This window comes from Caproiciproducens faecalis, from assembly GCF_019448085.1.
Lineage (GTDB): Bacteria > Bacillota > Clostridia > Oscillospirales > Acutalibacteraceae > Caproiciproducens > Caproiciproducens faecalis.
Genome location: NZ_JAGFNZ010000001.1, coordinates 23,599 through 44,919, shown reverse-complemented (window position 1 = coordinate 44,919; position 21,321 = coordinate 23,599). Strand labels below are relative to the sequence as shown.

Annotated in this window: 26 protein-coding genes; all 26 read left to right on the top strand. The window is 51.1% G+C overall.

Annotation, left to right across the window (positions count from 1 at the left end; translation table 11 throughout):
• Positions 1-29: 29 nt before the first annotated feature.
• On the top strand, positions 30-878 hold the full coding sequence (locus J5W02_RS00245) for a virulence protein (protein WP_219964460.1): 849 nt from the start codon (positions 30-32) through the stop codon (positions 876-878).
• The gene (locus J5W02_RS00240) at positions 868-1,104 is read left to right on the top strand and encodes a DUF4314 domain-containing protein (RefSeq protein ID WP_219938412.1); all 237 of its coding nucleotides are present in this window, start codon (positions 868-870) and stop codon (positions 1,102-1,104) included. The genes J5W02_RS00245 and J5W02_RS00240 overlap by 11 nt, the downstream gene beginning before the upstream one ends.
• Positions 1,094-1,270: a DUF5049 domain-containing protein gene (locus J5W02_RS00235; RefSeq protein ID WP_219938410.1), complete on the top strand. Its 177-nt coding sequence runs from the start codon at positions 1,094-1,096 to the stop codon at positions 1,268-1,270. Before J5W02_RS00240 ends, J5W02_RS00235 begins: the two co-directional genes overlap by 11 nt.
• Before the next feature lie 122 nt (positions 1,271-1,392).
• Complete coding sequence (locus tag J5W02_RS00230; RefSeq protein ID WP_219938408.1) at positions 1,393-1,572, top strand: hypothetical protein; 180 nt, start codon at positions 1,393-1,395, stop codon at positions 1,570-1,572.
• 12 nt (positions 1,573-1,584) lie between these two features.
• Entirely contained in the window at positions 1,585-1,812 is a 228-nt protein-coding gene (locus J5W02_RS00225) for a DUF7678 domain-containing protein (protein ID WP_219938406.1), read from the top strand.
• Between the two features lie 131 nt (positions 1,813-1,943).
• Positions 1,944-3,545, top strand: a complete 1,602-nt coding sequence (locus J5W02_RS00220) for a terminase large subunit (protein ID WP_219964399.1) — start codon at positions 1,944-1,946, stop codon at positions 3,543-3,545.
• Positions 3,546-3,561: 16 nt separating this feature from the next.
• A complete protein-coding gene (locus J5W02_RS00215; RefSeq protein WP_219938404.1) occupies positions 3,562-4,821 on the top strand; it encodes a phage portal protein in 1,260 nt (419 codons plus the stop codon).
• A complete protein-coding gene (locus tag J5W02_RS00210) occupies positions 4,818-5,540 on the top strand; it encodes a head maturation protease, ClpP-related (RefSeq protein ID WP_219938403.1) in 723 nt (240 codons plus the stop codon). Before J5W02_RS00215 ends, J5W02_RS00210 begins: the two co-directional genes overlap by 4 nt.
• Positions 5,541-5,560: 20 nt before the next feature.
• On the top strand, positions 5,561-6,769 hold the full coding sequence (locus tag J5W02_RS00205) for a phage major capsid protein (protein WP_219938401.1): 1,209 nt from the start codon (positions 5,561-5,563) through the stop codon (positions 6,767-6,769).
• A gap of 12 nt (positions 6,770-6,781) precedes the next feature.
• A complete protein-coding gene (locus tag J5W02_RS14850; protein WP_219938399.1) occupies positions 6,782-7,141 on the top strand; it encodes a head fiber protein in 360 nt (119 codons plus the stop codon).
• A 19-nt stretch (positions 7,142-7,160) separates the two neighbouring features.
• Positions 7,161-7,478, top strand: coding sequence for a head-tail connector protein (locus J5W02_RS00195; RefSeq protein ID WP_219938397.1), 318 nt, complete (start codon positions 7,161-7,163; stop codon positions 7,476-7,478).
• A gap of 2 nt (positions 7,479-7,480) precedes the next feature.
• Positions 7,481-7,816 (top strand): head-tail adaptor protein, encoded by a 336-nt coding sequence (locus tag J5W02_RS00190; RefSeq protein WP_219938395.1) that lies wholly within the window; start codon positions 7,481-7,483, stop codon positions 7,814-7,816.
• Positions 7,816-8,247 (top strand): HK97-gp10 family putative phage morphogenesis protein, encoded by a 432-nt coding sequence (locus J5W02_RS00185; RefSeq protein WP_219938393.1) that lies wholly within the window; start codon positions 7,816-7,818, stop codon positions 8,245-8,247. Before J5W02_RS00190 ends, J5W02_RS00185 begins: the two co-directional genes overlap by 1 nt.
• Complete coding sequence (locus tag J5W02_RS00180; protein ID WP_219938391.1) at positions 8,244-8,585, top strand: hypothetical protein; 342 nt, start codon at positions 8,244-8,246, stop codon at positions 8,583-8,585. The genes J5W02_RS00185 and J5W02_RS00180 overlap by 4 nt, the downstream gene beginning before the upstream one ends.
• A 3-nt stretch (positions 8,586-8,588) precedes the next feature.
• Positions 8,589-9,179: a major tail protein gene (locus J5W02_RS00175; RefSeq protein WP_219938389.1), complete on the top strand. Its 591-nt coding sequence runs from the start codon at positions 8,589-8,591 to the stop codon at positions 9,177-9,179.
• Positions 9,180-9,191: 12 nt separating this feature from the next.
• Positions 9,192-9,602, top strand: a complete 411-nt coding sequence (locus tag J5W02_RS00170; RefSeq protein ID WP_219938387.1) for a hypothetical protein — start codon at positions 9,192-9,194, stop codon at positions 9,600-9,602.
• A gap of 47 nt (positions 9,603-9,649) precedes the next feature.
• Complete coding sequence (locus J5W02_RS00165) at positions 9,650-9,790, top strand: hypothetical protein (RefSeq protein WP_219938386.1); 141 nt, start codon at positions 9,650-9,652, stop codon at positions 9,788-9,790.
• 14 nt (positions 9,791-9,804) lie between these two features.
• On the top strand, positions 9,805-12,549 hold the full coding sequence (locus J5W02_RS00160) for a phage tail protein (RefSeq protein ID WP_219938385.1): 2,745 nt from the start codon (positions 9,805-9,807) through the stop codon (positions 12,547-12,549).
• A gap of 13 nt (positions 12,550-12,562) precedes the next feature.
• The gene (locus J5W02_RS00155) at positions 12,563-13,414 is read left to right on the top strand and encodes a phage tail family protein (RefSeq protein ID WP_219938383.1); all 852 of its coding nucleotides are present in this window, start codon (positions 12,563-12,565) and stop codon (positions 13,412-13,414) included.
• A 2-nt stretch (positions 13,415-13,416) separates the two neighbouring features.
• Positions 13,417-15,345, top strand: coding sequence for a siphovirus ReqiPepy6 Gp37-like family protein (locus tag J5W02_RS00150; protein ID WP_219938381.1), 1,929 nt, complete (start codon positions 13,417-13,419; stop codon positions 15,343-15,345).
• Between the two features lie 15 nt (positions 15,346-15,360).
• Positions 15,361-15,864 carry a hypothetical protein gene (locus J5W02_RS00145; protein ID WP_219938379.1) on the top strand — a complete coding sequence of 168 codons (504 nt, stop codon included), beginning with the start codon at positions 15,361-15,363 and terminating at the stop codon, positions 15,862-15,864.
• 14 nt (positions 15,865-15,878) lie between these two features.
• Positions 15,879-18,233, top strand: a complete 2,355-nt coding sequence (locus J5W02_RS00140) for a phage tail protein (protein ID WP_255575492.1) — start codon at positions 15,879-15,881, stop codon at positions 18,231-18,233.
• Positions 18,234-18,311: 78 nt separating this feature from the next.
• Positions 18,312-18,740 (top strand): phage holin family protein, encoded by a 429-nt coding sequence (locus tag J5W02_RS00135; RefSeq protein ID WP_219938376.1) that lies wholly within the window; start codon positions 18,312-18,314, stop codon positions 18,738-18,740.
• Complete coding sequence (locus J5W02_RS00130; protein ID WP_219938374.1) at positions 18,737-20,209, top strand: hypothetical protein; 1,473 nt, start codon at positions 18,737-18,739, stop codon at positions 20,207-20,209. Before J5W02_RS00135 ends, J5W02_RS00130 begins: the two co-directional genes overlap by 4 nt.
• 22 nt (positions 20,210-20,231) lie before the next feature.
• The gene (locus J5W02_RS00125) at positions 20,232-20,957 is read left to right on the top strand and encodes an N-acetylmuramoyl-L-alanine amidase (protein ID WP_219938372.1); all 726 of its coding nucleotides are present in this window, start codon (positions 20,232-20,234) and stop codon (positions 20,955-20,957) included.
• A 132-nt stretch (positions 20,958-21,089) separates the two neighbouring features.
• On the top strand, positions 21,090-21,302 hold the full coding sequence (locus J5W02_RS00120; RefSeq protein ID WP_219938370.1) for an SHOCT domain-containing protein: 213 nt from the start codon (positions 21,090-21,092) through the stop codon (positions 21,300-21,302).
• The last annotated feature ends 19 nt before the right edge of the window (positions 21,303-21,321 follow it).

Genomic DNA, 21,321 nt, shown 5'->3' with positions numbered 1-21,321 from the left:
TCGGAAAATATCACATCGATAAGGCAGGAGTGCTTACTGGTCCCGATAACCTCGAACTTGAAGACGCACTCCACCAACAGGGCTTTGTTGCAGACGGCGAAAGCCGCCTCTACGATGAACCCGACACCTACGAGAGCGGACTTGGCGGCTTGGGTGCGATTGATGAGTTTCCGGATATCGACCAACACAACCCCGGACGGTATGTCAATCCAAACTCAACCATTACCGAAACCATGCAAAGACAGATAGATGAGGTGATTGCCTTTGAAGACCTAAGGATGGATGGCCGTGAAGAACTGGGACTTGGACGCACCCGACATGAAAACTTTCAGGGAGAAAACGGTATGCAAGCAAGCGATGTCCCCGAACCCTATGACAACATCGGTCTGGTAATTGAAATACCGCGCTCCTCCTTCACCGACACCGCTCTTGAAAACCTCAAGCGGTTGGTTGAAAGCAAAGACAGCCTCATCAAAAAGGCGCTTGGTACGAAAATGCTTGAACTTGTAATAACGGATGACAAGGTTAGATTCCCGTGGTTTGAGGACGGCACCGACCCGGACGCAGTCAAGGCATACTCGCATTTCGTCACGGCCCTCTGCGAGATGGCGAGGGTGCAAAAGCGTGTCACTGCCAAGGAAAAAGAAACCGACAACGACAAATACGCTTTTCGCTGCTTTCTCCTGCGGCTTGGATTCATCGGCGACGAGTACAAAGATGAACGAAAAATTCTGCTCCGCAACCTTACTGGCAGTGCTGCTTTCAAGAGCGGTCAGAAGAAAATCTTCTCGCAGGAAGACCTCGACAAAGCCAAATCCGACCCTGCTGTACGCGCCGAAATTAAGACCATTTTTGGAGGAAACGACGATGAGCAATAATTTTCCGTCAAGAGAAACCGTTGAGCGTATCCGCAAACAGTACCCGGTTGGTTGCCGTGTGGAACTCCTACGCATGGACGATCCTCAAGCGCCGCCAATCGGCACAAAAGGCACCGTTCGGTATGTCGATGACATTGGCAGCTTGGGCGTTGCGTGGGACAACGGCAGTACGCTTCAAGTAGTTTATGGCGAGGACATTTGCCGGAGGTGTGACGATGACAGATAAAGTACGTAAGCAGATTCTGGCTATCCGTGACACAGGTCTGACGAATATGTTTGATGTCAGCACAGTTCAGCGCATCGCAATCGACATGGATTTCTACGAGCTGGTAGTGTATCTCGAAGAAAACCGCAAGGAATATGCCCGTTTCATCCTAACTGGCGAAGCATAATATACACATTTTTAGGCTCGGATTTTTGGTGCTTATATGCCGTAATATTTCTTTGAATTGTCTTGCTATCGTGTGCTTTTAGAGCGAATATACACATACAAAAACGAAAGGAGCACACCACCATGACCGAAAAACAAATTAAGCAAATCGAAAGCCAACTGCCACAGGGCGAGAAAATCGACAGAATGTACACCGCCTTTGAGGGCGGCATCCGGGTGATTACCAAGAATACTGACGGTTATGAAATCCGCTACAACGTGAGCTTTGACGCCGACGGCAACGCCAGCATCAAGAGATTTTAGGAGGACGTAGCCATGTGGAAAGAAGGAAGCCTGAAAATTCACGACAGCGTTTTTCATTACTGGATGAAGCAATACGACGAGGGTTCAGAATTTGGCATTGAAGGCGGCAGAATCAGCAAGTTGATGCTCAAGCGTAACGGCGAGGTTGTTTGCAACTACGATAGAGGTTGGGACATCAAGCCAACCGACCCTGTTACACAGCTTGCCCTTGAGCTTCTCCTTCACAGCGATAACCACTAAACCCGCTCCAATAAAATAACCGAGGTTCAGCCCTGCATGGGGCTGTATCTCGTACAGAAATCTTGAAGGCTTGCGCTTGCAAACGTTGCATTTGACAGGTCTATTTTTATGCTCGGAAGGAGGTGGTCAGCATACGGAAGCTTAAGAAATACAAACCGACACGATTTAAATCTACAGATTCGATTTACGACAAAGCCGCCGCCGATTATGCTGTTGCTTTTATCGAAGCTCTCTCACATACCAAAGGTACGTGGGCCGGTAAACCTTTTGAGCTTATCGACTGGCAGGAACAGATTATTCGTGACATCTTTGGAACACTCAAGCCCAATGGCTACCGACAATTCAACACCGCATATGTGGAAATTCCGAAGAAGATGGGTAAATCAGAGCTTGCTGCTGCTGTGGCACTCCTGCTCACTTGTGGCGACGGAGAGGAACGCGCCGAGGTCTACGGCTGCGCTGCAGACCGAAATCAGGCGTCCATCGTGTTCAATGTGGCGGCAGATATGGTGCGAATGTGTCCGGCACTCTCCAAACGCGTCAAAATACTTGATGCAACGAAACGGCTTATCTATCAACCGACCGGGAGCATCTATCAGGTGCTGTCCGCTGACGTTGGAAACAAGCATGGTTTTAATACCCACGGTGTCGTTTTTGACGAGCTGCATACCCAGCCGAACCGAAAACTATTTGATGTTATGACCAAGGGCAGCGGTGATGCGAGAATGCAGCCGCTGTATTTTTTAATCACCACCGCCGGAGATAACCAGAACAGCATCTGCTGGGAGGTGCATCAGAAGGCGCTGGATATCATCGACGGCAGAAAACATGACCCAACCTTCTACCCGGTTATCTATGGTGCAGCGCCAGAGGATGATTGGGCGGACCCTAAGGTATGGAAAAAAGCAAACCCTTCTCTCGGCATTACGGTGAGCATGGATAAAGTCAAAGCAGCTTTTGAATCAGCAAGACAGAATCCCGCCGAGGAGAACAGCTTTCGCCAGCTTCGTTTGAATCAGTGGGTCAAACAAGCTGTACGCTGGATGCCTATGGACAAATGGGATGCCTGTGCTTTTGCGGTTAACCCGGAAACCTTACGCGGCCGGGTTTGCTACGGAGGTCTTGACCTTTCCTCTTCCACCGATATTACTGCTTTTGTGCTGGTTTTTCCGCCGATGGACGAGGATGATAAGTATGCCGTGCTTCCGTTCTTCTGGATACCGGAAGACAACATCGATTTGCGTGTACGCAGAGACCATGTGAATTATGATGTGTGGAAAAAACAAGGCCATTTGCAAACCACCGAAGGTAATGTTGTCCATTACGGATACATTGAAAAGTTCATTGAGCAACTTGGCGAGAAATACAACATCCGTGAAATTGCTTTCGACCGTTGGGGCGCTGTGCAGATGGTGCAGAACCTTGAGAGCATGGGTTTCACAGTTGTTCCGTTCGGTCAGGGCTTCAAAGATATGAGTCCGCCCACAAAAGAACTGATGAAACTAACTCTGGAACAGAAACTTGCTCACGGCGGTCACCCGGTACTGCGTTGGATGATGGATAACATCTATATCCGCACCGACCCAGCGGGCAATATCAAAGCGGACAAAGAAAAATCCACAGAGAAAATCGATGGTGCAGTCGCCACCATAATGGCACTGGACCGGGCAATACGGTGCGGCAATGTTACTAGCGAAAGCGTGTATGACACACGCGGACTGCTCGTTTTTTGATTGGAGGTAAATGCCTATGAACATCTTTCAAGGAATATTCAAAGCACGTGACAAGCCTAAGGATGCCCTTGGCGGCGGGCGCTACGACTTCTTCTTTGGGAGCACAAGCTCAGGAAAGCCGGTCAACGAACATACTGCCATGCAGATGACTGCTGTTTATTCCTGCGTGAGGATACTTTCCGAAACACTGGCGGGTCTTCCGCTTCATGTGTATAAGTACAACGACAGTGGCGGCAAAGAAAAATACCTGAAGCACCCGTTATATAAGCTGCTCCATGACGAGCCAAATCCGGAGATGACTTCATTTGCGTTCCGAGAAACGCTGATGAGTCATCTTTTATTATGGGGCAATGCCTATGCGCAGATTATACGTAATGCTAAGGGTGAGGTCATTTCCCTCTATCCGCTGATGCCGAACAAGATGACAGTCGACCGTGATGCAAACGGCCGGCTTTTCTATTTATATCAGCGCAGCTCGGAGGATGTACCTTCATTCGGCAAAGACAACCAGGTTTATCTTGCCCCTGCCGATGTCCTGCATATTCCGGGCTTGGGCTTTGACGGTCTGGTTGGCTATTCGCCCATCGCAATGGCAAAGAACGCGGTAGGCCTCGCAATCGCCACAGAGGAATACGGAGCTAAGTTCTTTGCTAATGGTGCCGCACCGGGCGGTGTGCTTGAACATCCCGGCACGATTAAGGATCCACAGAAAGTCAAGGAATCCTGGAATGCCGCCTACCAAGGTTCAGCCAACTCACACAGGGTGGCCGTACTCGAGGAAGGCATGAAGTATCAGCCCATAGGGATTTCACCGGAACAGGCGCAGTTCCTGGAAACACGGAAGTTTCAGATCAATGAGATTGCCCGTATTTTCAGAGTGCCTCCGCATATGCTCGCTGACCTTGAAAAATCATCCTTCAGCAACATCGAGCAGCAGAGCCTTGAGTTTGTGAAATACACGCTCGACCCGTGGGTGGTGCGCTGGGAGCAGTCCATGTGCCGCGCCCTGCTTTTCGACAGCGAAAAACCGACAGTGTTTATCAAGTTCAACGTAGACGGACTTCTGCGAGGCGATTACGAAAGCCGTATGAGCGGTTATGCGACCGCAAGACAAAACGGATGGATGAGCGCGAACGATATCCGTGAACTTGAAAACCTCGACCGCATCCCTGCTGAACTTGGCGGCGATCTTTACCTCATCAACGGTGCGATGACCAAATTACAGGACGCGGGTGCGTTCGCAAATTCAAAAGGAATGGAGGAAACAACCAAATGAAGAAATTCTGGAACTGGGCACGGGATGAAGATTCCGGTGTCAGAACACTCTATCTGGACGGCACAATTGCCGAAGAGTCATGGTTCGACGACGATGTCACCCCGAAAGCATTTAAAGCAGATCTTAATGCTGGAGAGGGTGACATTGTTATTTGGATCAACTCTCCCGGTGGGGACTGTATCGCTGCGAGTCAGATCTATACCATGCTCATGGATTACAAGGGCAAAGTCACTGTAAAAATCGATGGTATTGCAGCGTCGGCAGCAAGCGTTATCGCAATGGCGGGAACTGAGGTGTTGATGGCCCCAACAGCCCTCATGATGGTGCATAACCCGCTTACCATCGCAATCGGCGACAGCGAAGAAATGCAGAAAGCCATCGCCATGCTGGACGAAGTCAAAGAAAGCATCATCAATGCCTATGAAATCAAAACCGGACAGTCCCGGGCGAAGCTCTCTCACCTTATGGATGCTGAAACCTGGCTAAATGCCAACAAAGCAATTGAATTAGGCTTTGCCGACGGCATTCTGGAAGATGAGAAAAAGCGGATTCAGCCGGACGACATCACCTATGCTTTCAGTCGTCGAGCAGTAACAAACTCGCTGCTTAACAAGGTCAAACCCAAGATACCCAAACAGAACAAAGGAACACCCGTTGATGTCGCCAAAGCCACTCCTGCAGATTGGCTTGAGAAGCGGCTCTCTTTAATTTCCCACTAAATTTTATGGAGGTAATATTAATGAACAAAATTCTTGAACTGCGCGAAAAGCGCGCCAAGGCATGGGAAGCCGCTAAGGCTTTTCTCGATACCAAGCGCGGTACTGACGGTCTGGTTTCCCCTGAAGACACCGCTACCTATGAGAAAATGGAAGCCGACGTAGTCGCTCTCGGAAAAGAAATTGACCGCCTTGAAAAGCAGGAAGCCCTTGACCGCGAGCTTTCAAAACCTCTGAACACACCTCTCACGGGCAAGCCTGCCGTTCCCGGTATGGAAACCAAAACAGGCAGAGCATCTGATGAGTACAGAAAAGCATTCTGGAATGCAATGCGTACCCGCGCCGGTGAGGGCCTTGATCCTATCGTGAAAAATGCTCTGCAGATCGGCACCGATTCTGAAGGCGGATACCTTGTCCCGGACGAGTTCGAACGCACCCTTGTAGAGGCTCTTGATGAAGAGAACATTTTCCGCAGACTGGCAAAGGTCATTACTACTTCCTCTGGGGATCGTAAGATTCCGGTCGTAGCTTCAAAGGGTACAGCCTCCTGGATCGATGAGGAAGGCGCTATCCTCGATAGTGATGACAGCTTCGGTCAGGTTTCCATCGGCGCTTACAAGCTGGGAACGATGATCAAGGTTTCCGAGGAGCTGCTGAACGACAGTGTATTTCCGCTCGAAGCATATATTTCAAGAGAGTTCGCAAGGCGTATAGGCAGCAAGGAAGAAGAAGCCTTTTTCACGGGAGACGGCTCCGGTAAACCGACCGGTATCCTCGCTGTAACCGGTGGTGCTCAAGTCGGTGTGACCACAGCAGGCGCTGCGGCTATCACTATTGAAGAGGTGCTTGACCTGTTCTATTCGCTGAAAGCACCTTATAGAAACAAAGCGGTGTTCGTCATGAACGATGCCACTGTAAAGGCGATCCGCAAGCTGAAGGACGGCAACGGTCAGTATCTCTGGCAGCCCTCTCTGCAGGCCGGTACTCCTGATACCATTTTGAACCGTCCGCTGTATACCTCGGCATATGTGCCCGCTATTGCTGCGACCGCTAAGACTATCGTGTTCGGAGATTTCAGCTATTACTGGGTAGCCGACCGCCAGGGGCGTGTGTTTAAGAGACTCAATGAGCTCTACGCTGCAACCGGTCAGGTAGGCTTTGTTGCCACGCAGCGTGTTGACGGCAAACTCATTCTGCCGGAGGCTATCAAGGTACTCCAGCAGAAGGCTTAAAGGAGGTGCGGTATGAGTTATAACACGAAAAACTACACCGAACAGGGCGGCGAGAAAACCGTAATCGGCGGAACGCTTGAAATTAAGGAGGGAGCCTCGGTAACGGGGCTTACCTCCACTGCTGCGCCCGCTTCAGCAACCGCTCTCGGTGGTGTGAAAGCAGCTGCAAAGGAGGAAACCGACACTGTACCCGTCAAAATTGGTGAAGACGGAATCCTCTATGTTCCAACATATCCAGTCGTACCCGAGATACCTGCGGCTGCAAATCAGGCGGACAGCACTGCCACTGATGCCACTGGTCTGGTCGCTGACTTCAATGCTCTTCTCGCCAAGCTGAAAGCGGCGGGTCTGATGGTCCCAGACGAAGAATGACCGAAGGGAGGCGGATGGCATGACGGCAAATAACCTTCTCCCCAAAGTCAAAGCACACCTCATTTTGTCATACGACGAAGACGACAGCCTGTTGCTCAGTTATATTGCCGCCGCTGTCTCCTATGCCGAAAGCTACCAGCATTTTCCTAAGGGATATTACGAGGAAACTCCCATGCCGCCTACCACAGAGCAAGCCGTCATCATGCTGTCGTCCTTCTTTTACGAAAGCCGGGACGGCAGCACAGGCGGCTTTTTTGCGGATAGCGTGCAGGCCGGCCAGCAGGTATGGGATACTGTCAATCTGCTTCTTCGGCTTGACCGGAATTGGAAGGTGTGATAATGAGCTATGGAAAAATGAATACCTCTATTGATATCGTCTCCAGCGCCCCGGTTAAGGATGCGGACGGATTTGTTGCCAAGGGTGACCAAATTGTTGCTTCCATCCGCGCATATAAAGAAGATCGCCACGGAAACGAACGATGGGCAAATATGGCAGCATTTAGCCAAGCGACGTCCCTTTTCCGCTTCCGAAAGATACCCAATGTAGCAATCACTACCTCGGTGTTTATCGTTTGTGGCGACGAGCGTTACCGCATTGTCAGCGTTGAGGATGTTCGCGGGCGCGGAATGTACATTGAGGTGCTTGCGGAAAAACAGGAAGGAACGGTGAGGTAATGGCAAAAGCAGAAATTAAGATGCCCGAGGACTTTATGCTTAAGGTTTCGAAGCTTGCCGAGAAAACAGATATGATTATCCCCAAGGTGCTGGAGGAGGGTGGAAATGTCGTTCTCGATAAAGTAAAGGACCATCTATCTGCCGTAATCGGCAGCGGCACAAAGGAAAAAAGTCGCTCCACAGGCGAATTGGAACGTTCCCTCGGACTTTCTCCAGCCATGCAGAATCGGGACGGCAACTGGGATGTGAAGATCGGTTTTGCCGAGCCGCGCTCTGACGGAGACTCCAACGCTAAAATCGCCAACATCCTCGAATACGGCAGATCCGGTCAGCCGCCTAAGCCTTTTTTGAAACCGGCAAAGTCGCAGAGCAAAAACGCCTGCATTGAAACCATGAAGACAAAGCTTCAGGAGGAGGTCGACGGAATATGAGCATTTTAACAGAATTGAACACGTTACTTTCTCCTGTCCTTCCTGTGGAAACGGGAGTTTTCTCCGGCGTTCCTCCCGATGAGTACCTCGTACTCACACCGTTGACAGACGAATTTGCCCTGTTTGGGGATAACGCCCCGCTATTCGATATCTCTGAAGTGCGGATTTCGCTGTTTTCCAAAGGCAATTACATCCAAAGGAAAAAGCAGATAACAGCGCTGCTTCTGGCAGCTGAATTTACGATTACCGACCGCCGGTATATCGGCCATGAGGACGATACCGGGTACCACCATTACGCCATTGATGTGGCAAAACATTGTGATTTGAAGGAGGATTAAGATATGGCGACAATCGGTCTTGACAAACTGTACTATTCAAAAATCACCGAGGATTCCAACGGTGAAGAAACCTACTCCACACCTCTTGTGCTCGCCAAAGCCATCACCGCCGAACTCTCGGTGGAACTGGTGGAAGCTATACTGTACGCCGATGATGGCGCAGCTGAGGTAGTGAAAGACTTCAACAGCGGTACGCTCACCCTCGGCGTAGACGACATCGGTCCTGCGGCTGCAGCTGATCTGACCGGTGCGTCCACAGACGACAACGGCGTGCTTATCTCAGCAAGCGAAAATGTGGGGACACCTGTCGCGGTAGGATTCCGTGCGCAGAAGGCTAACGGCACATACCGCTATTTCTGGCTTTACCGTGTGAAATTCGGCTTACCAGCGACAAACCTGCAAACCAAGGCGGATTCCATCACTTTCTCCACGCCTACTATTGAAGGAACAGTCATGCGCAGGAACAAACTGGACGCCTTTGGCAAACACCCATGGAAAGCCGAGGTTACCGAAGGAGACGCCGGAGTCGCATCCGCTACAATTACCGGCTGGTTTACCGAGGTTTACGAACCGGTCTACACACCGGCACCGTAAGGAGGATGCAGAATGAATAATGTCATTTTATCAGATTTGGGCGAAAGAAGCGCTTCTATCAATATTGGCGGCAAGGCGTATGAACTGGTACTGACCACCCGCGCGACAAAGGCGATTGCAGGCCGATACGGCGGGCTTGAAAACTTCGGTGAAAAGCTTATGAAGTCAGAAAATTTTGAGATGGCGCTGGATGAGATTGTGTGGCTTTTAACTCTTCTTGCCAACCAGTCTATCTTGATTCACAACCTTAAAAACAAGGACGACCTTCAGGAACTTTTGACAGAAGATGAGATTGAGCTTCTCACCTCGCCCCTCGATCTGGCGGCATACAAAAACGCTATCACGGAAGCCATGTTCCGGGGCACCAAGCGCAATGTAGAAAGCGAAGAGGAAAATCAATCAAAAAACGTGGAAGTCGGGTAACGGACGCAGAGGTCTTTACCCGGCTTTATTATTACGGAACAGTACAGATGGGTATGGGTGCGGAGGATTTCTGGCTCATGCCCATCGGCCTGTTTCTGGACTTATGGGCCTGCCATAAGCAGTTTATCGGTATTGAGAAGCCGAAGAAAACCCGAACGATAGACGATATCATTCCGCCGGGCATTTAGGGAGGTGAGTATGTATGGCAGATAATTTCGGTTTAAAAATCGGTGTCGAAGGCGAGCGTGAGTTCAAAAAAGCGCTCTCGGATATCAACCAGAGCTTTAAGGTTCTTGGTTCGGAAATGCAGCTGGTCACCAGTCAGTTTGATAAAAACGACAAGTCTGTGCAAGCGCTCACCTCACGGAATGAGGTTCTAAACAAGGAAATCGACGCCCAGAAAGAAAAAATATCCACGCTGAAAGCTGCGTTGGATAATGCCACGTCCTCTTTCGGAGAAAACGACAAGCGCACGCAGAACTGGCAGATACAGCTGAACAAGGCGCAGGCCGAACTCAACGGTATGGAGGGCGAACTTGCGGATAACGAGAAGTCTCTCCGGGATGTTAATCGCGGTTATAACGATGCCGGACAGAAAGTCGATGAATTCGGAAACATTGTCGAAGAGTCAACCACCGATGTGGAGAAATCCTCCGATAAACTTGAAAAACTTGGCTCGGTGCTCAAAGGCATCGGAGTTGCGATGGGAGCTGCGTTTGCAGCAGTGGGTACAGCTGCAGTCGGAGCGGCCAAAGCCCTGACGGATATGACCGTTGGCGCATCGCAGTATGCAGACGATATTATCACCATGTCTACCGTCACCGGCATGAGCACCGAATCGCTTCAGGCGTATCAGTACGCGGCCGAACTGGTAGACACCTCGATGGAAACCCTGACAGGCAGCATGGCCCGGAATGTCCGTTCCATGACCTCCGCCAGAGATGGTACCGGTGCAGCTTCTAAAGCATACAAAGCGCTGGGTATATCCGTCACCGACGCCAGCGGCAACCTCCGCGATTCGGAGACAGTATATTGGGAAGCTATTGATGCATTGGGGAATGTGTCCAATGAGACCGAGCGGGATGCCCTTGCCATGCAGCTTTTCGGCAAATCTGCTCGGGAATTGAATCCTTTGATCGCACAGGGGTCGGAGGGAATCCAGCAGCTGACTGAAGAAGCCAAGTCGATGGGTGCCGTTATGAGCCAGGAATCGCTGGAGGCCCTCGCCAAGTTCGACGATTCCATGCAGCGGATCAAGTCCGGCGGCGAAGCAGCCAAGAACGCCCTCGGCATGGTGCTCCTGCCACAACTGCAGATTCTCGCTGACGACGGCGTGAGCCTGCTGGGTGATTTCACGCGGGGGTTGAATGAGGCCAACGGCGACTGGACGAAGATCAGCGAGGTGATCGGCAATACAGTGGGTGGTCTGGTAAACATGATCATGGAGCAGCTCCCACAGATCATCGAGCTGGCAATGAGCATCGTATCCAGTATCGGCGGAGCAATCATGGACAATCTTCCAATGTTGGTAGATGCGGCGTCACAGATTGTCATGACCCTGCTTCAAGGCTTGATTTCCGCTTTACCCGGTATAACAGAAGGCGCTCTCCAGCTTGTTCTGGCATTAGTGGACGGCATCATCGCCAATCTTCCCGCCATCGTGGAAGCAGCCGTGCAAATGATCGCTACGTTGGTCAACGGCATCGCGCAGGCGCTGCCCGAACTTATCCCGGCCGCCGTGTCTGCCGTAACCCAGATCGTGACGGCCCTCATCGAAAGCCTGCCTCTGCTCCTTGACGCGGCACTTCAGCTGGTGCTCGGTCTGGCGAATGGCATCGTCGATGCGATCCCGGTGCTGATCGAGGCTCTGCCAGCCGTCATAGACGCGCTTGTCCAGTTTGTCACCGACGCTATTCCTCAGATTGTCGCAGTTATTCCGGAAATAGTTCAGGCGCTGGTCACGGTGATCACCGAGAATATACCCCAAATCGTGCAGGCGGGTGTGGCGCTTTTCGTATCTCTCATTCAGGCGCTCCCCACTATCATCACGCAGATATTGGAAGCTGTGCCACAGATCATCGACGGAATCGTTGGTGCTGTGTTGGACGCACTGCCGCAGATTGTACAGGCGGGCATTGACCTGCTGACCGCTCTGGTGGAGGCACTGCCCGAAATCATCGACGCGATTGTAGAGGCTATACCAAAAATCATCGACAGTATCCTGACCGCTGTATTTGAAGCGATACCACTGATCGTCGACGCGGGCATCAAACTGTTCATCGCCCTCATTGATAACCTACCCAAGATTATTTCTACCATCGTGGCGGCGATCCCCAAGATCATCACTTCGCTGGTAAGTGCCATTCTTGGGAACATTGACAAGATTATTCTCGCAGGTGTGCAGTTGCTGGTGGCTCTGATTGCGAACCTTCCGACGATCATCGTGGAGGTCGTAAAGGCCATACCTCAGATCATCGTTGCCATCGTTAAGGCAATTGTGAAAAGCGTTCCCGAGTTGGCCAAGGCCGGACTTGAACTGATCAAGGGATTGTGGAAAGGAATCAACGACGCGGCCGCATGGCTGTGGGAGAAGATATCCGGCTTCTTTGGGGACGTGATGAGCAAGATCAAGAAATTCTTCGGCATCAATTCTCCGTCCACTCTCTTTGCCGGACTCGGTGAAAATATAGGCCTCGGCATCGGTGTGGGCTTCGAGCGGGCTATGGGACGCGTCGGCGAGGATATGAAGAACGCTATTCCCACTGACTTCGATGTGGATGCCGGGCTCAACTTATCCGGCTCCCTTGCCCGGGACGCCAGAGGACTGAGCGCAGCCGGCACCACTATCAATCAGAGCATTTCCGTGGTCACGCCCAAGGCGCTGTCTGAAAAGGAACTAGCGCGGGAATTCAAGAACCTCTCACGCAAGCTGGCACTGGAATATTAAAGGAGGGACGGCTATGGAACTAACTTATATTAATGCAGACGGCAAAAGCATTACGCTCAAACAAGGCCGCCCGTATTTCCTTACAAAGATAGACGGCATAGGCGACATACGCCAGACCGTTAACACTTTCAAAGCGCCGGATCAGGACGGCGCTTTTTACATCTCCTCTACGCTGGATATGCGCAATATTACGCTGGAAGGTACAGTCATAGCAGGCACGCCTGATGAAGCCTATGCGCAAAGGCACCGCTTTCTTCAAATATTCAGCCCCAAGGTGAGTGGAACGCTTCTGTACCGGGAGCGGCAAATTGCCTGTGTTGTAGAGGAGGCGGGCTTTACGATTTCCACGCGGCAGCGGATACCCAGCTTCTTTGTCAGTCTGCTCTGCCCGTCGCCCTTCTTTGAGACACAGGATGAAGTGCGTGAAGAACTGGCGTCCTGGATACCGATGTTCGAATTTGAATTGGAGCTACCCGAAAGCGGCATGGAATTTGGAATGCGCCAGCCCAGTCAGATTATCACGGTAGACAATATTGGCGACGTTTCTTGTGGCTGTGAGATCATTTTTCAAGCTTTGGGAACGGTGACGAATCCTGAACTGCTGAACATGGACACTGGGGAGTACATCCGTCTCCTTACGACGATGAGTGCAGGAGACGAGCTGCGGGTATACACCCATTTCGCAGGCAAGCGCGTCGTTAGCGTCAACGGTACAACGGTGACAAACGCTTTCTCACTTTTGGATACCGGTTCAGCGTTCTTTCAGCTCGCCGCTGGAGTCAATACTCTGCGCTACGATGCTTCAGTCAATATGGATCTGCTGGAGGTCAGCATATATTACCGTCCGCAGTTTTTGGGGGTGTGAGTATGGAACTGTATATCTACAACCAAAACCGGGAGCTTACAGGTATCGTAGAGTCCTTTGAATACCTGCGATGGACGAGACGTTACTCACAGTGCGGCTCCTTTGAACTGAAGGCTATCGCGACGCCGGAAAACACTGCACTTCTACAAGAAGGAAACTTCATCTGGAAGAACGATGATGAGGAAGCCGGTATCATTGAGCATCTTGAAATGGCTCAGGCGGAAAAAGAAATCATTACCGCAAGCGGCCGCTTTGCTACATCATTACTCTCCCGCCGTATTTTATGGCAAACCGAAGTACTATCCGGAGATCTCTCCGACTGCGTTGAGCAGCTAATAAATCATAACCTCCTCAGCCCCTCTGATGCGGCAAGGAAAATCGATGGCATCGTCTTCTCGTCCCCGAATCTGGGCGTGTCCGTCAGCACCCAGATATCGTACCGGAACCTGATGGATACAGTGACGGAGCTATGCGGTGCCTCGGATATCGGAATTAAAACCGTATTTACTCCGGCTACACGTATCTTTACCGTGACGCTGTATAAGGGCGTTAATTCTCAAGCAGTGTTCTCCAAGGAATATGAGAACCTGACGGAACAGAGCTATACAGAGAGCGCGACAGATTATGCCAACACTGCTCTAATCGGCGGCGAAGGCGAGGGAGAAAGCCGAACATTTGCCGCCATTACAAGCGGCTCCGGCGAGACCCGGCGCGAAATTTTTGTGGACGCTAAAGACCTGCAGGAGGCTGACTTCGGTACAGGTTATAATGATGCACTGATTTTCCGGGGACAGAGCAAGCTGAGCGAACAGGGAATTCGTTATTCGTTCGATACCTCTGTGAACCCCCACGGCAACTTAACCTACAAGACTGATTTCGACCTTGGACAGACCGTCAAAGTAATCTCCAAGGCATGGGGCGTATCGATGACGACGCGCATCACCGAAGTTGAAGAAAACTATGACGCAGACGGTTTGAACATCAGCGTTGTATTCGGAAAGGCTGAGCTTACAATCGCACAGAAGATCCGTTCCGACATGAGTGCGGTCAAAACGGCGTTATCGGCCCCGACCGGTATAGCTCAGGTAGCGGAAACGCTGGGAGATCTGTCGGAGGTGGACCCGGATATTCAAGGAGAAACCTTTACTGCTACTGTGAACAATTTGTTCGGAAAGCTACCCGCGCTTGAAATCAACGTGGGTGCGGGTACTATATCGGCCGGCCAGTATGCTCTTCACAACATGGCAGCAGGAGAAGCCTTTTATTTCACTTCATGGAGCGGCAATAAATTCAGCGACCAGCCGAGTGATGACGGGCATGTCTTTCTGGTAAAACACAACGGTGACAGCACGGGGACCGGTTACCAGAGAGCAATGGGTTTCTTTATATCTCGCAATACCATGACGTTTTATGTAATTTCCCTGTTCGTATACAACAATCCGTCGGGCACTGCGAACTGGCTGAGCTTCCCGCTCGGCACACTTACAGACATAGCTGCCGCAGTTCGGGGGAGCACATTTGCTGCCAGCATTAACAACGTCTATAACGCACCGGTGTCAGGCACGAGGATCGCAAACGGTGGTGTCACTACTGCAAAGATGGCTCAGGAAGCTGATACATCCCTCACTTACTCGCTTGGTAGCGACGTGAGCATGGGCTATAATATGTCATTTGTGAATAAGGGTGTTGTTTCAATCGGAATGCAGATCAATGTGGGTTCTTCAGGTGTTGCCTCCGGCGGCACAATTCTAACAATCACGAACGCTAACTTTTACCCCTATTCGACGGTACGCTCGGTAGCGACTGCGGTGGGTGGCAATGGTACCAATATGCCGATTACAATCAATGCGAGCGGGGTTGTGGCGAATGCCGCCGCATCCACGCTACCCACTGGCTATTATCTAATATCCTGCTCTTACGCAAGAGCTTAACGGGAGGAAATCAATATGGAGAAAAGCGGATTTTTCAACTCATCGGATGGAGACAGAATCTATGACGCGGCGGATTTTGCATCGTATTTTGGAAGCCTTGTCTCAAACGGTGTATTTTATGCGGTGGCTACAAATCTTCAAGTGTCTCCGGGAAGCGGATTGGCGGTGAGCGTAGCAGCTGGCAGCGCGTGGATTAATGGGTATCGGTATGAGAATACAGACACCTTAAATATACCGCTCACCACGGCAAACGGAAGCAATCCCCGAATTGACCGGGTTGTGGTTCGATTAAGCAAGGTCAGCCGGAATATGCAGCTTGCCGTCGTCGTTGGTACACCCGCTGCTACACCATCGGCTCCGGCACTGACAAGGACCAGTGATGTTTATGAACTTGGTATCGCAGATGTACTGATACCAGCTGCCGCCACGTCGATCGCCGCGAATAACATTACCGATACCAGGTTGAACACCAGCCTTTGCGGGCTGGTCAACTCTCTTGTGACGGCATTCTATGAATAAGGAGGCGAAGGACAATGGCAGATATTAATGGCATATCATTGCAGGCGGGTTCAGGCCCGACCGTGCATTACACCATAACCTATACGAAGAGCCGTCCGAACAACAGCCAGATGACCTATAACTTCACCATCTCCGCTGCGCTGGGTTCCTCGGGCTCATACATCCACAGCGGTTATGCTTTGCTTTGTACCATGACCGTAAACGGCTCATCTGCACAAGTGCGCATCAAGGCGGCGGACGGAGACGATTGGGACGGGACTACTCCGAGGCTTAGGTATGTTACAGTCACCTGTGCTTCCACAACGGGAAACGCCACACAGGGTGTGCGCTTTAAGGTGGTGTCGGACGGAAGAATGTCGCTTTCTTCCGGTGTAATCGACAACTCAAGCTATACGGTGTTAAGTTCAGCGCTCCTTACCACAGCTTGCACCGCACCGACTTCCTGTTCGGTAAGCCCTGTACTTTCGGAAGGCGGGGTTACACTTTCATGGAGTGGAGCGTTGGGCGGCATAAGCAATGCAATTTCCAGTTATGAGATTCAGTACAGCGATTCAACAGATAATTCCACATGGGGAGCATGGACAGCGCTGGCCACTGTGGACACCACCGCGACAAGCGGCAGTGTGGCTACATCTCCTCCTTCCACAAGAGGCAATTACCGTAGATTCCAAGTGCGAACACGCGGAACGGCAGGAGCAAGCTACTACTCCGCATGGAAGGTATCCACGAACTCCGTCCGCAGAAATACCGCTCCAAAACCGGCGACTTCAGCCATTGCATCTCCTTCAGTATACAGTAACGAGACAATTACACTGACGTGGAGCGGTGCATCAGGAGGAACCAGTGCGGTGAAGGGCTACCAGATCGCCAGACGTACCTCGACGGACAATATCACCTGGAGCGCGTGGAATGTGCTTGTCACACTGACATTGTCGGCCAGCGGAGGTAGCTATAATCCGTCTGTATCGAGCACGCCGGGAACTTATACGCAATTTGGTATTTGGACGATAGACACATTTGATGTTTATTCAGTAGAAAAAATCAGCAACAGTATCTACTGCGACGTCACGGCCTGTGGAGCGCCAACAGTATGCTCAGTTAGCGCGGCATTGGCTGAAGGAAACGTAACCCTCTCGTGGAGCGGTGCGTCTGACGGCGCAGGCAATGCTATAACATCTTATGAAATTCAATATTGTGACTCTTCCAACAACATCAACTGGGGAGATTGGACAGCCCTGATGACTGTGAACACTACCTCCACAAGCAATAGTGTCAGCGTCAGTCCTCCCGTCACGAGGGGCAATTACCGTCAGTTCAGAGTGCGAACACAAGGCGCTGCCGGTGAAAGTTACTACTCTGATTGGACAGTGTCCAGCAATACTGTTCGCAAAAATACACTTCCAACGCCTCCGGTATCCTTTACCGCCGCGCCCGCGATCTATGAAGGAAACACCGTAACCCTTGCGTGGAGCGGAGCAGCGCCGGGAACCAGTACCATTAAACAGTATGTCATTCAGCGGGCCACCTCCACGGACGGAACGAATTGGTCAGCATACGAAGCACTGACTACCGTCGTTTCAAGTGCCACCTCGGGGACGTATTCAGCGAATGCCTCTCAGATAATCGGAACATATACCCGCTACCGAATCAGCGTAACCGATACCTTAGACGCTGTTTCTTCTTATGTAGTCAGCGGAACAGTGAAGAAAAACAGTCCTCCGACTGCTCCCTTTATCGTCTGTCCGATATCCGGCAGTTCCATCTATAATTCCACTCCACGCTTTATGATTACAACAGGCATCGAGCCGGACGGACAGTCACAGATTGTAGAAGTTAAAATCGATGCGGGTGCTTGGGTTAACAGCGTAGACAATCCCGAGAGGTTTTCCACGAGCGGCTATCTCGGCAACGGTGCTAAAACAATATATCAAGCAGAAACTTTGGAAGCTGGAAACCACACGATTACTATCCGCTGCCTTGATAGTGATATCGAGTCGGCAAGTCCGGAGGTTGTGCGGACTTTTACAGTGCTGCCGACGCCGTTTGAGACAATCACCGCGAACGAAACTCATGTTAAGGCAGCGCATATCAAGACGCTCCGAATGGCTGTAAACACAGTGCGGAGCTATTACGGTCTATCCTCCACAATTTGGAATGAGGACATTGCCGCTGGAAAAACCACGGTCAAAAACTGGCCGTTCCATATTACGGAGCTTCGAAAAGCCATCGAGCCTGTCATTACGGTGATCAACGGTTTTGATTCCTCATCAGTCTTTGATGTCCCGCCTGTAACATGGCTGTCCATTGGGACCGGCCGGCCAAAAGCTGCGGTCATGATCCAGCTGCAGGAACTGCTCCTGTCCCTGTAGCCGGATATATGTTTCAGCGTTCTCGCTACGGCGGGAGCGCTTTTTATATACCAAAATTCACATACGGAGGTTTTGTAAATGAAAGAAGTATGGAACTGGATTCAAGTATTAGTGGCAGCAATAGGCGGCTTTTTTGGCTGGTTTTTCGGTGGCTTTGATGGCTTCCTCTACGCGCTGCTCGTGTTCGTAATCGTGGACTACATTACCGGTGTCATGTGCGCCATCGCTGACAAAAAGCTGTCCAGCGAGGTCGGCTTTAAGGGCATCTGCAAGAAGGTGCTGATTTTCGCAATGGTGGGTGTCGGGCATATCATGGACATCTATCTCATCGGAAACGGCGAGGTTATTCGCACCGCCGTTATCTTTTTCTACTGCTCCAATGAGGGCGTGTCCATGCTGGAGAACGCGGCGCACCTGGGATTACCTATCCCCGACAAGCTCAAGGCAGCTCTGGAACAGCTTCACGGGCGGAGCGACGATTCAACAAAGCCGGGTGATGGAGCATGATTGATTTGAAAAAGTCTGCAACGGTGTTCATCGGTCGGCGTGGAGAGAACCATTTCCGCAAGCTGGAGTTTGATGTCTCCGGTTTGCTTGGCAACGAATATCCCAGCGAGACGTTGACTGCCATATATAAACGGCCGGACGGTATTGCCTATCCCGTGGTCACAAGCTACTCAGACGGCGTGCTGACCTGGTCACCCGGCACGGCTGAAACCGAAATCGTCGGTGTGGGACAGCTGGAAATCAGGGTTACCCATGAAGATGTGGTCGGGAAAAGCGCGCGAGTGCTCACCATCGTGGAGGAGGCTCTTTCGGACGGTATTGCCGAACCGCCGGAGCCTCCCGCACAAGAATGGCTGAATCAGGTGCTTTCTGCCCTTGCGGCAATCGATGTGAACGACGCTTATGCGCTGCTCAATCTCACCTACAACCTGTTAAATGATAACTACACCTTGCTTGGCACTACGCACGGATTACTGAACGACAATTATACGTTGCTCAATACCTCACACGGGCTGCTAAATGACAGCCATACACTTCTTAATACTACGCACAACGAAATGTTGAGCATGCGCGACAAGCTGTATACCCGAACTGGAATTATCCTCAACCATCTGCACCCGGTTGAAACAGCCTCAGCACCGGACATGGCGAGCCGGAGAGCGTCCATCACCTTTACTGGCATCTCGGCGGGCAACAATATGGTCTTGGACAGCGTGACCTATACGTTTGTTTCAGCTTTGGGCATCCCTGCGGCAAATACCGTGCAGGTACTGGTTCAGAGCAATCTCAGCAGCACCGTGAAAAAGTTGGCCGAAGCCATAAGGGGTGTCCAGGATGCGGCGAACATTACCTATGGCAGCGGAACAAATCCGCATCCTACCTGTACGGGTTACTGGACAAAACAGCGGTTTTCCGTAGGTGATATATCCATTGTCCCCGGAGAAAGCCTGTTTTTGTTGGAAAAGTCCGAGGACACCAACACCGCCCTGACGTTCACCTCCACCGCGACGTCAACCATCAACGCTTTCACTCGTATGCCACACCTGCGGTATGTCTTGTCGGGGAATACCACCGGATCGGGTGGTGCAAACAGCGTCAGAGGCCCTCTGCACACAATTCTGCCCATAGGTAGTGTGGTAATCGGCGGTCAAGACGACCCTCTTATCCCAGTGCCATATGATTGCCACCTGGTCACTATCTGCCGTCAATCGGATACAAGCGAAAAAGAGCTGGATTTTTATATTTCAAACGACGAGCAGACATTTACTCGAATCTCAAGGAGCACGCCTATTGGTTCGGACAGTTCCGCTGAGGCTCAGCACGTTCAGATCGCCATGCGGCAAAGCCGTGTGCCTGCCGGTTATGGACTGTACATCCGTATTGGCAGCAATGGCACGTCGGCCACTGCCTACTGCGACTTGAAGTTTACGTATCATCTGTATCCAGCCGCACTTGCGGCTGATAACTAATTTGAACTGTGAGGTGCTTTTCATGAACCTGCATAAACTCATTCTGACGAATAACGCCTGCTACAAAACAGGTAGATCAATTAACCCAAAAGGAATTATGGTCCACTCCACCGGAGCCAATAACCCGAATCTGAAACGTTACGTCGGACCGGATGACGGACTGCTGGGCAAAAACCAGTACGGCAACCATTGGAACCAGAACACACCGGACGGTCGGCAGGTCTGTGTCCATGCCTTTATCGGCAAGCTGGCGGATGGTTCCATTGCCACATATCAGACCCTGCCGTGGAATATGCGCGGCTGGCACTGCGGCAGCGGTTCCAAGGGCTCCGGCAACGACACGCATATCTCATTTGAGATCTGTGAGGACAGCCTGACTGATGTGGCTTATTTCAATAAAGTATACACAGAGGCAGTCGAGCTTTGTGTATATCTCTGCAAACAGTACGGACTGACGGAAAAGGACATCATCTGCCATAGTGAGGGTTACAAGCTGGGGATTGCCAGCAACCACGGCGATGTGATGCACTGGTTCCCGAAGCACGGCAAGAACATGGTTATTTTTCGTGCTGATGTAAAAGCTGGGCTGGTAACAACGGAAGCACCCGCTCCCGTCACATCGACTGCACCGAAGAAATACTACCGTATCCAGCTTGGCGCGTTTTCTGTCAAGGCGAATGCCGATGCTATGCTCAGCAAGGTCAAGGCGGCTGGCTTCACCGATGCCTTCATCAAATACAGCGAATAACACACATGATGATGCCGATTGAGGGTTCTGTCCTTTAATCGGCGTTATTTTTTTGCTTATTTTTCGTCAAAAAGGCTCTCTCACCTCCAGTGGGTAGTGAAGACAGAGATTCACAGACTGGAGGAGAAATACATGACTAATGTTACTTGTGCAATACCAGAAATCAATTATGAGAAGAAACCTGTTCCACAGGAGCAATTGCAGCGTGAGGTTGATTATGTGAGAGCACAGCAAATACTCACTTCTATGCTTGAGAAAGGTTTAATTACCTTGTCGGAATTCAACAAGATAACCGAATTGAACCGCAAAACTTTCTCACCATTATTTGCTGAGATTATGCCTTGAAATCGTTGATATAACTTCG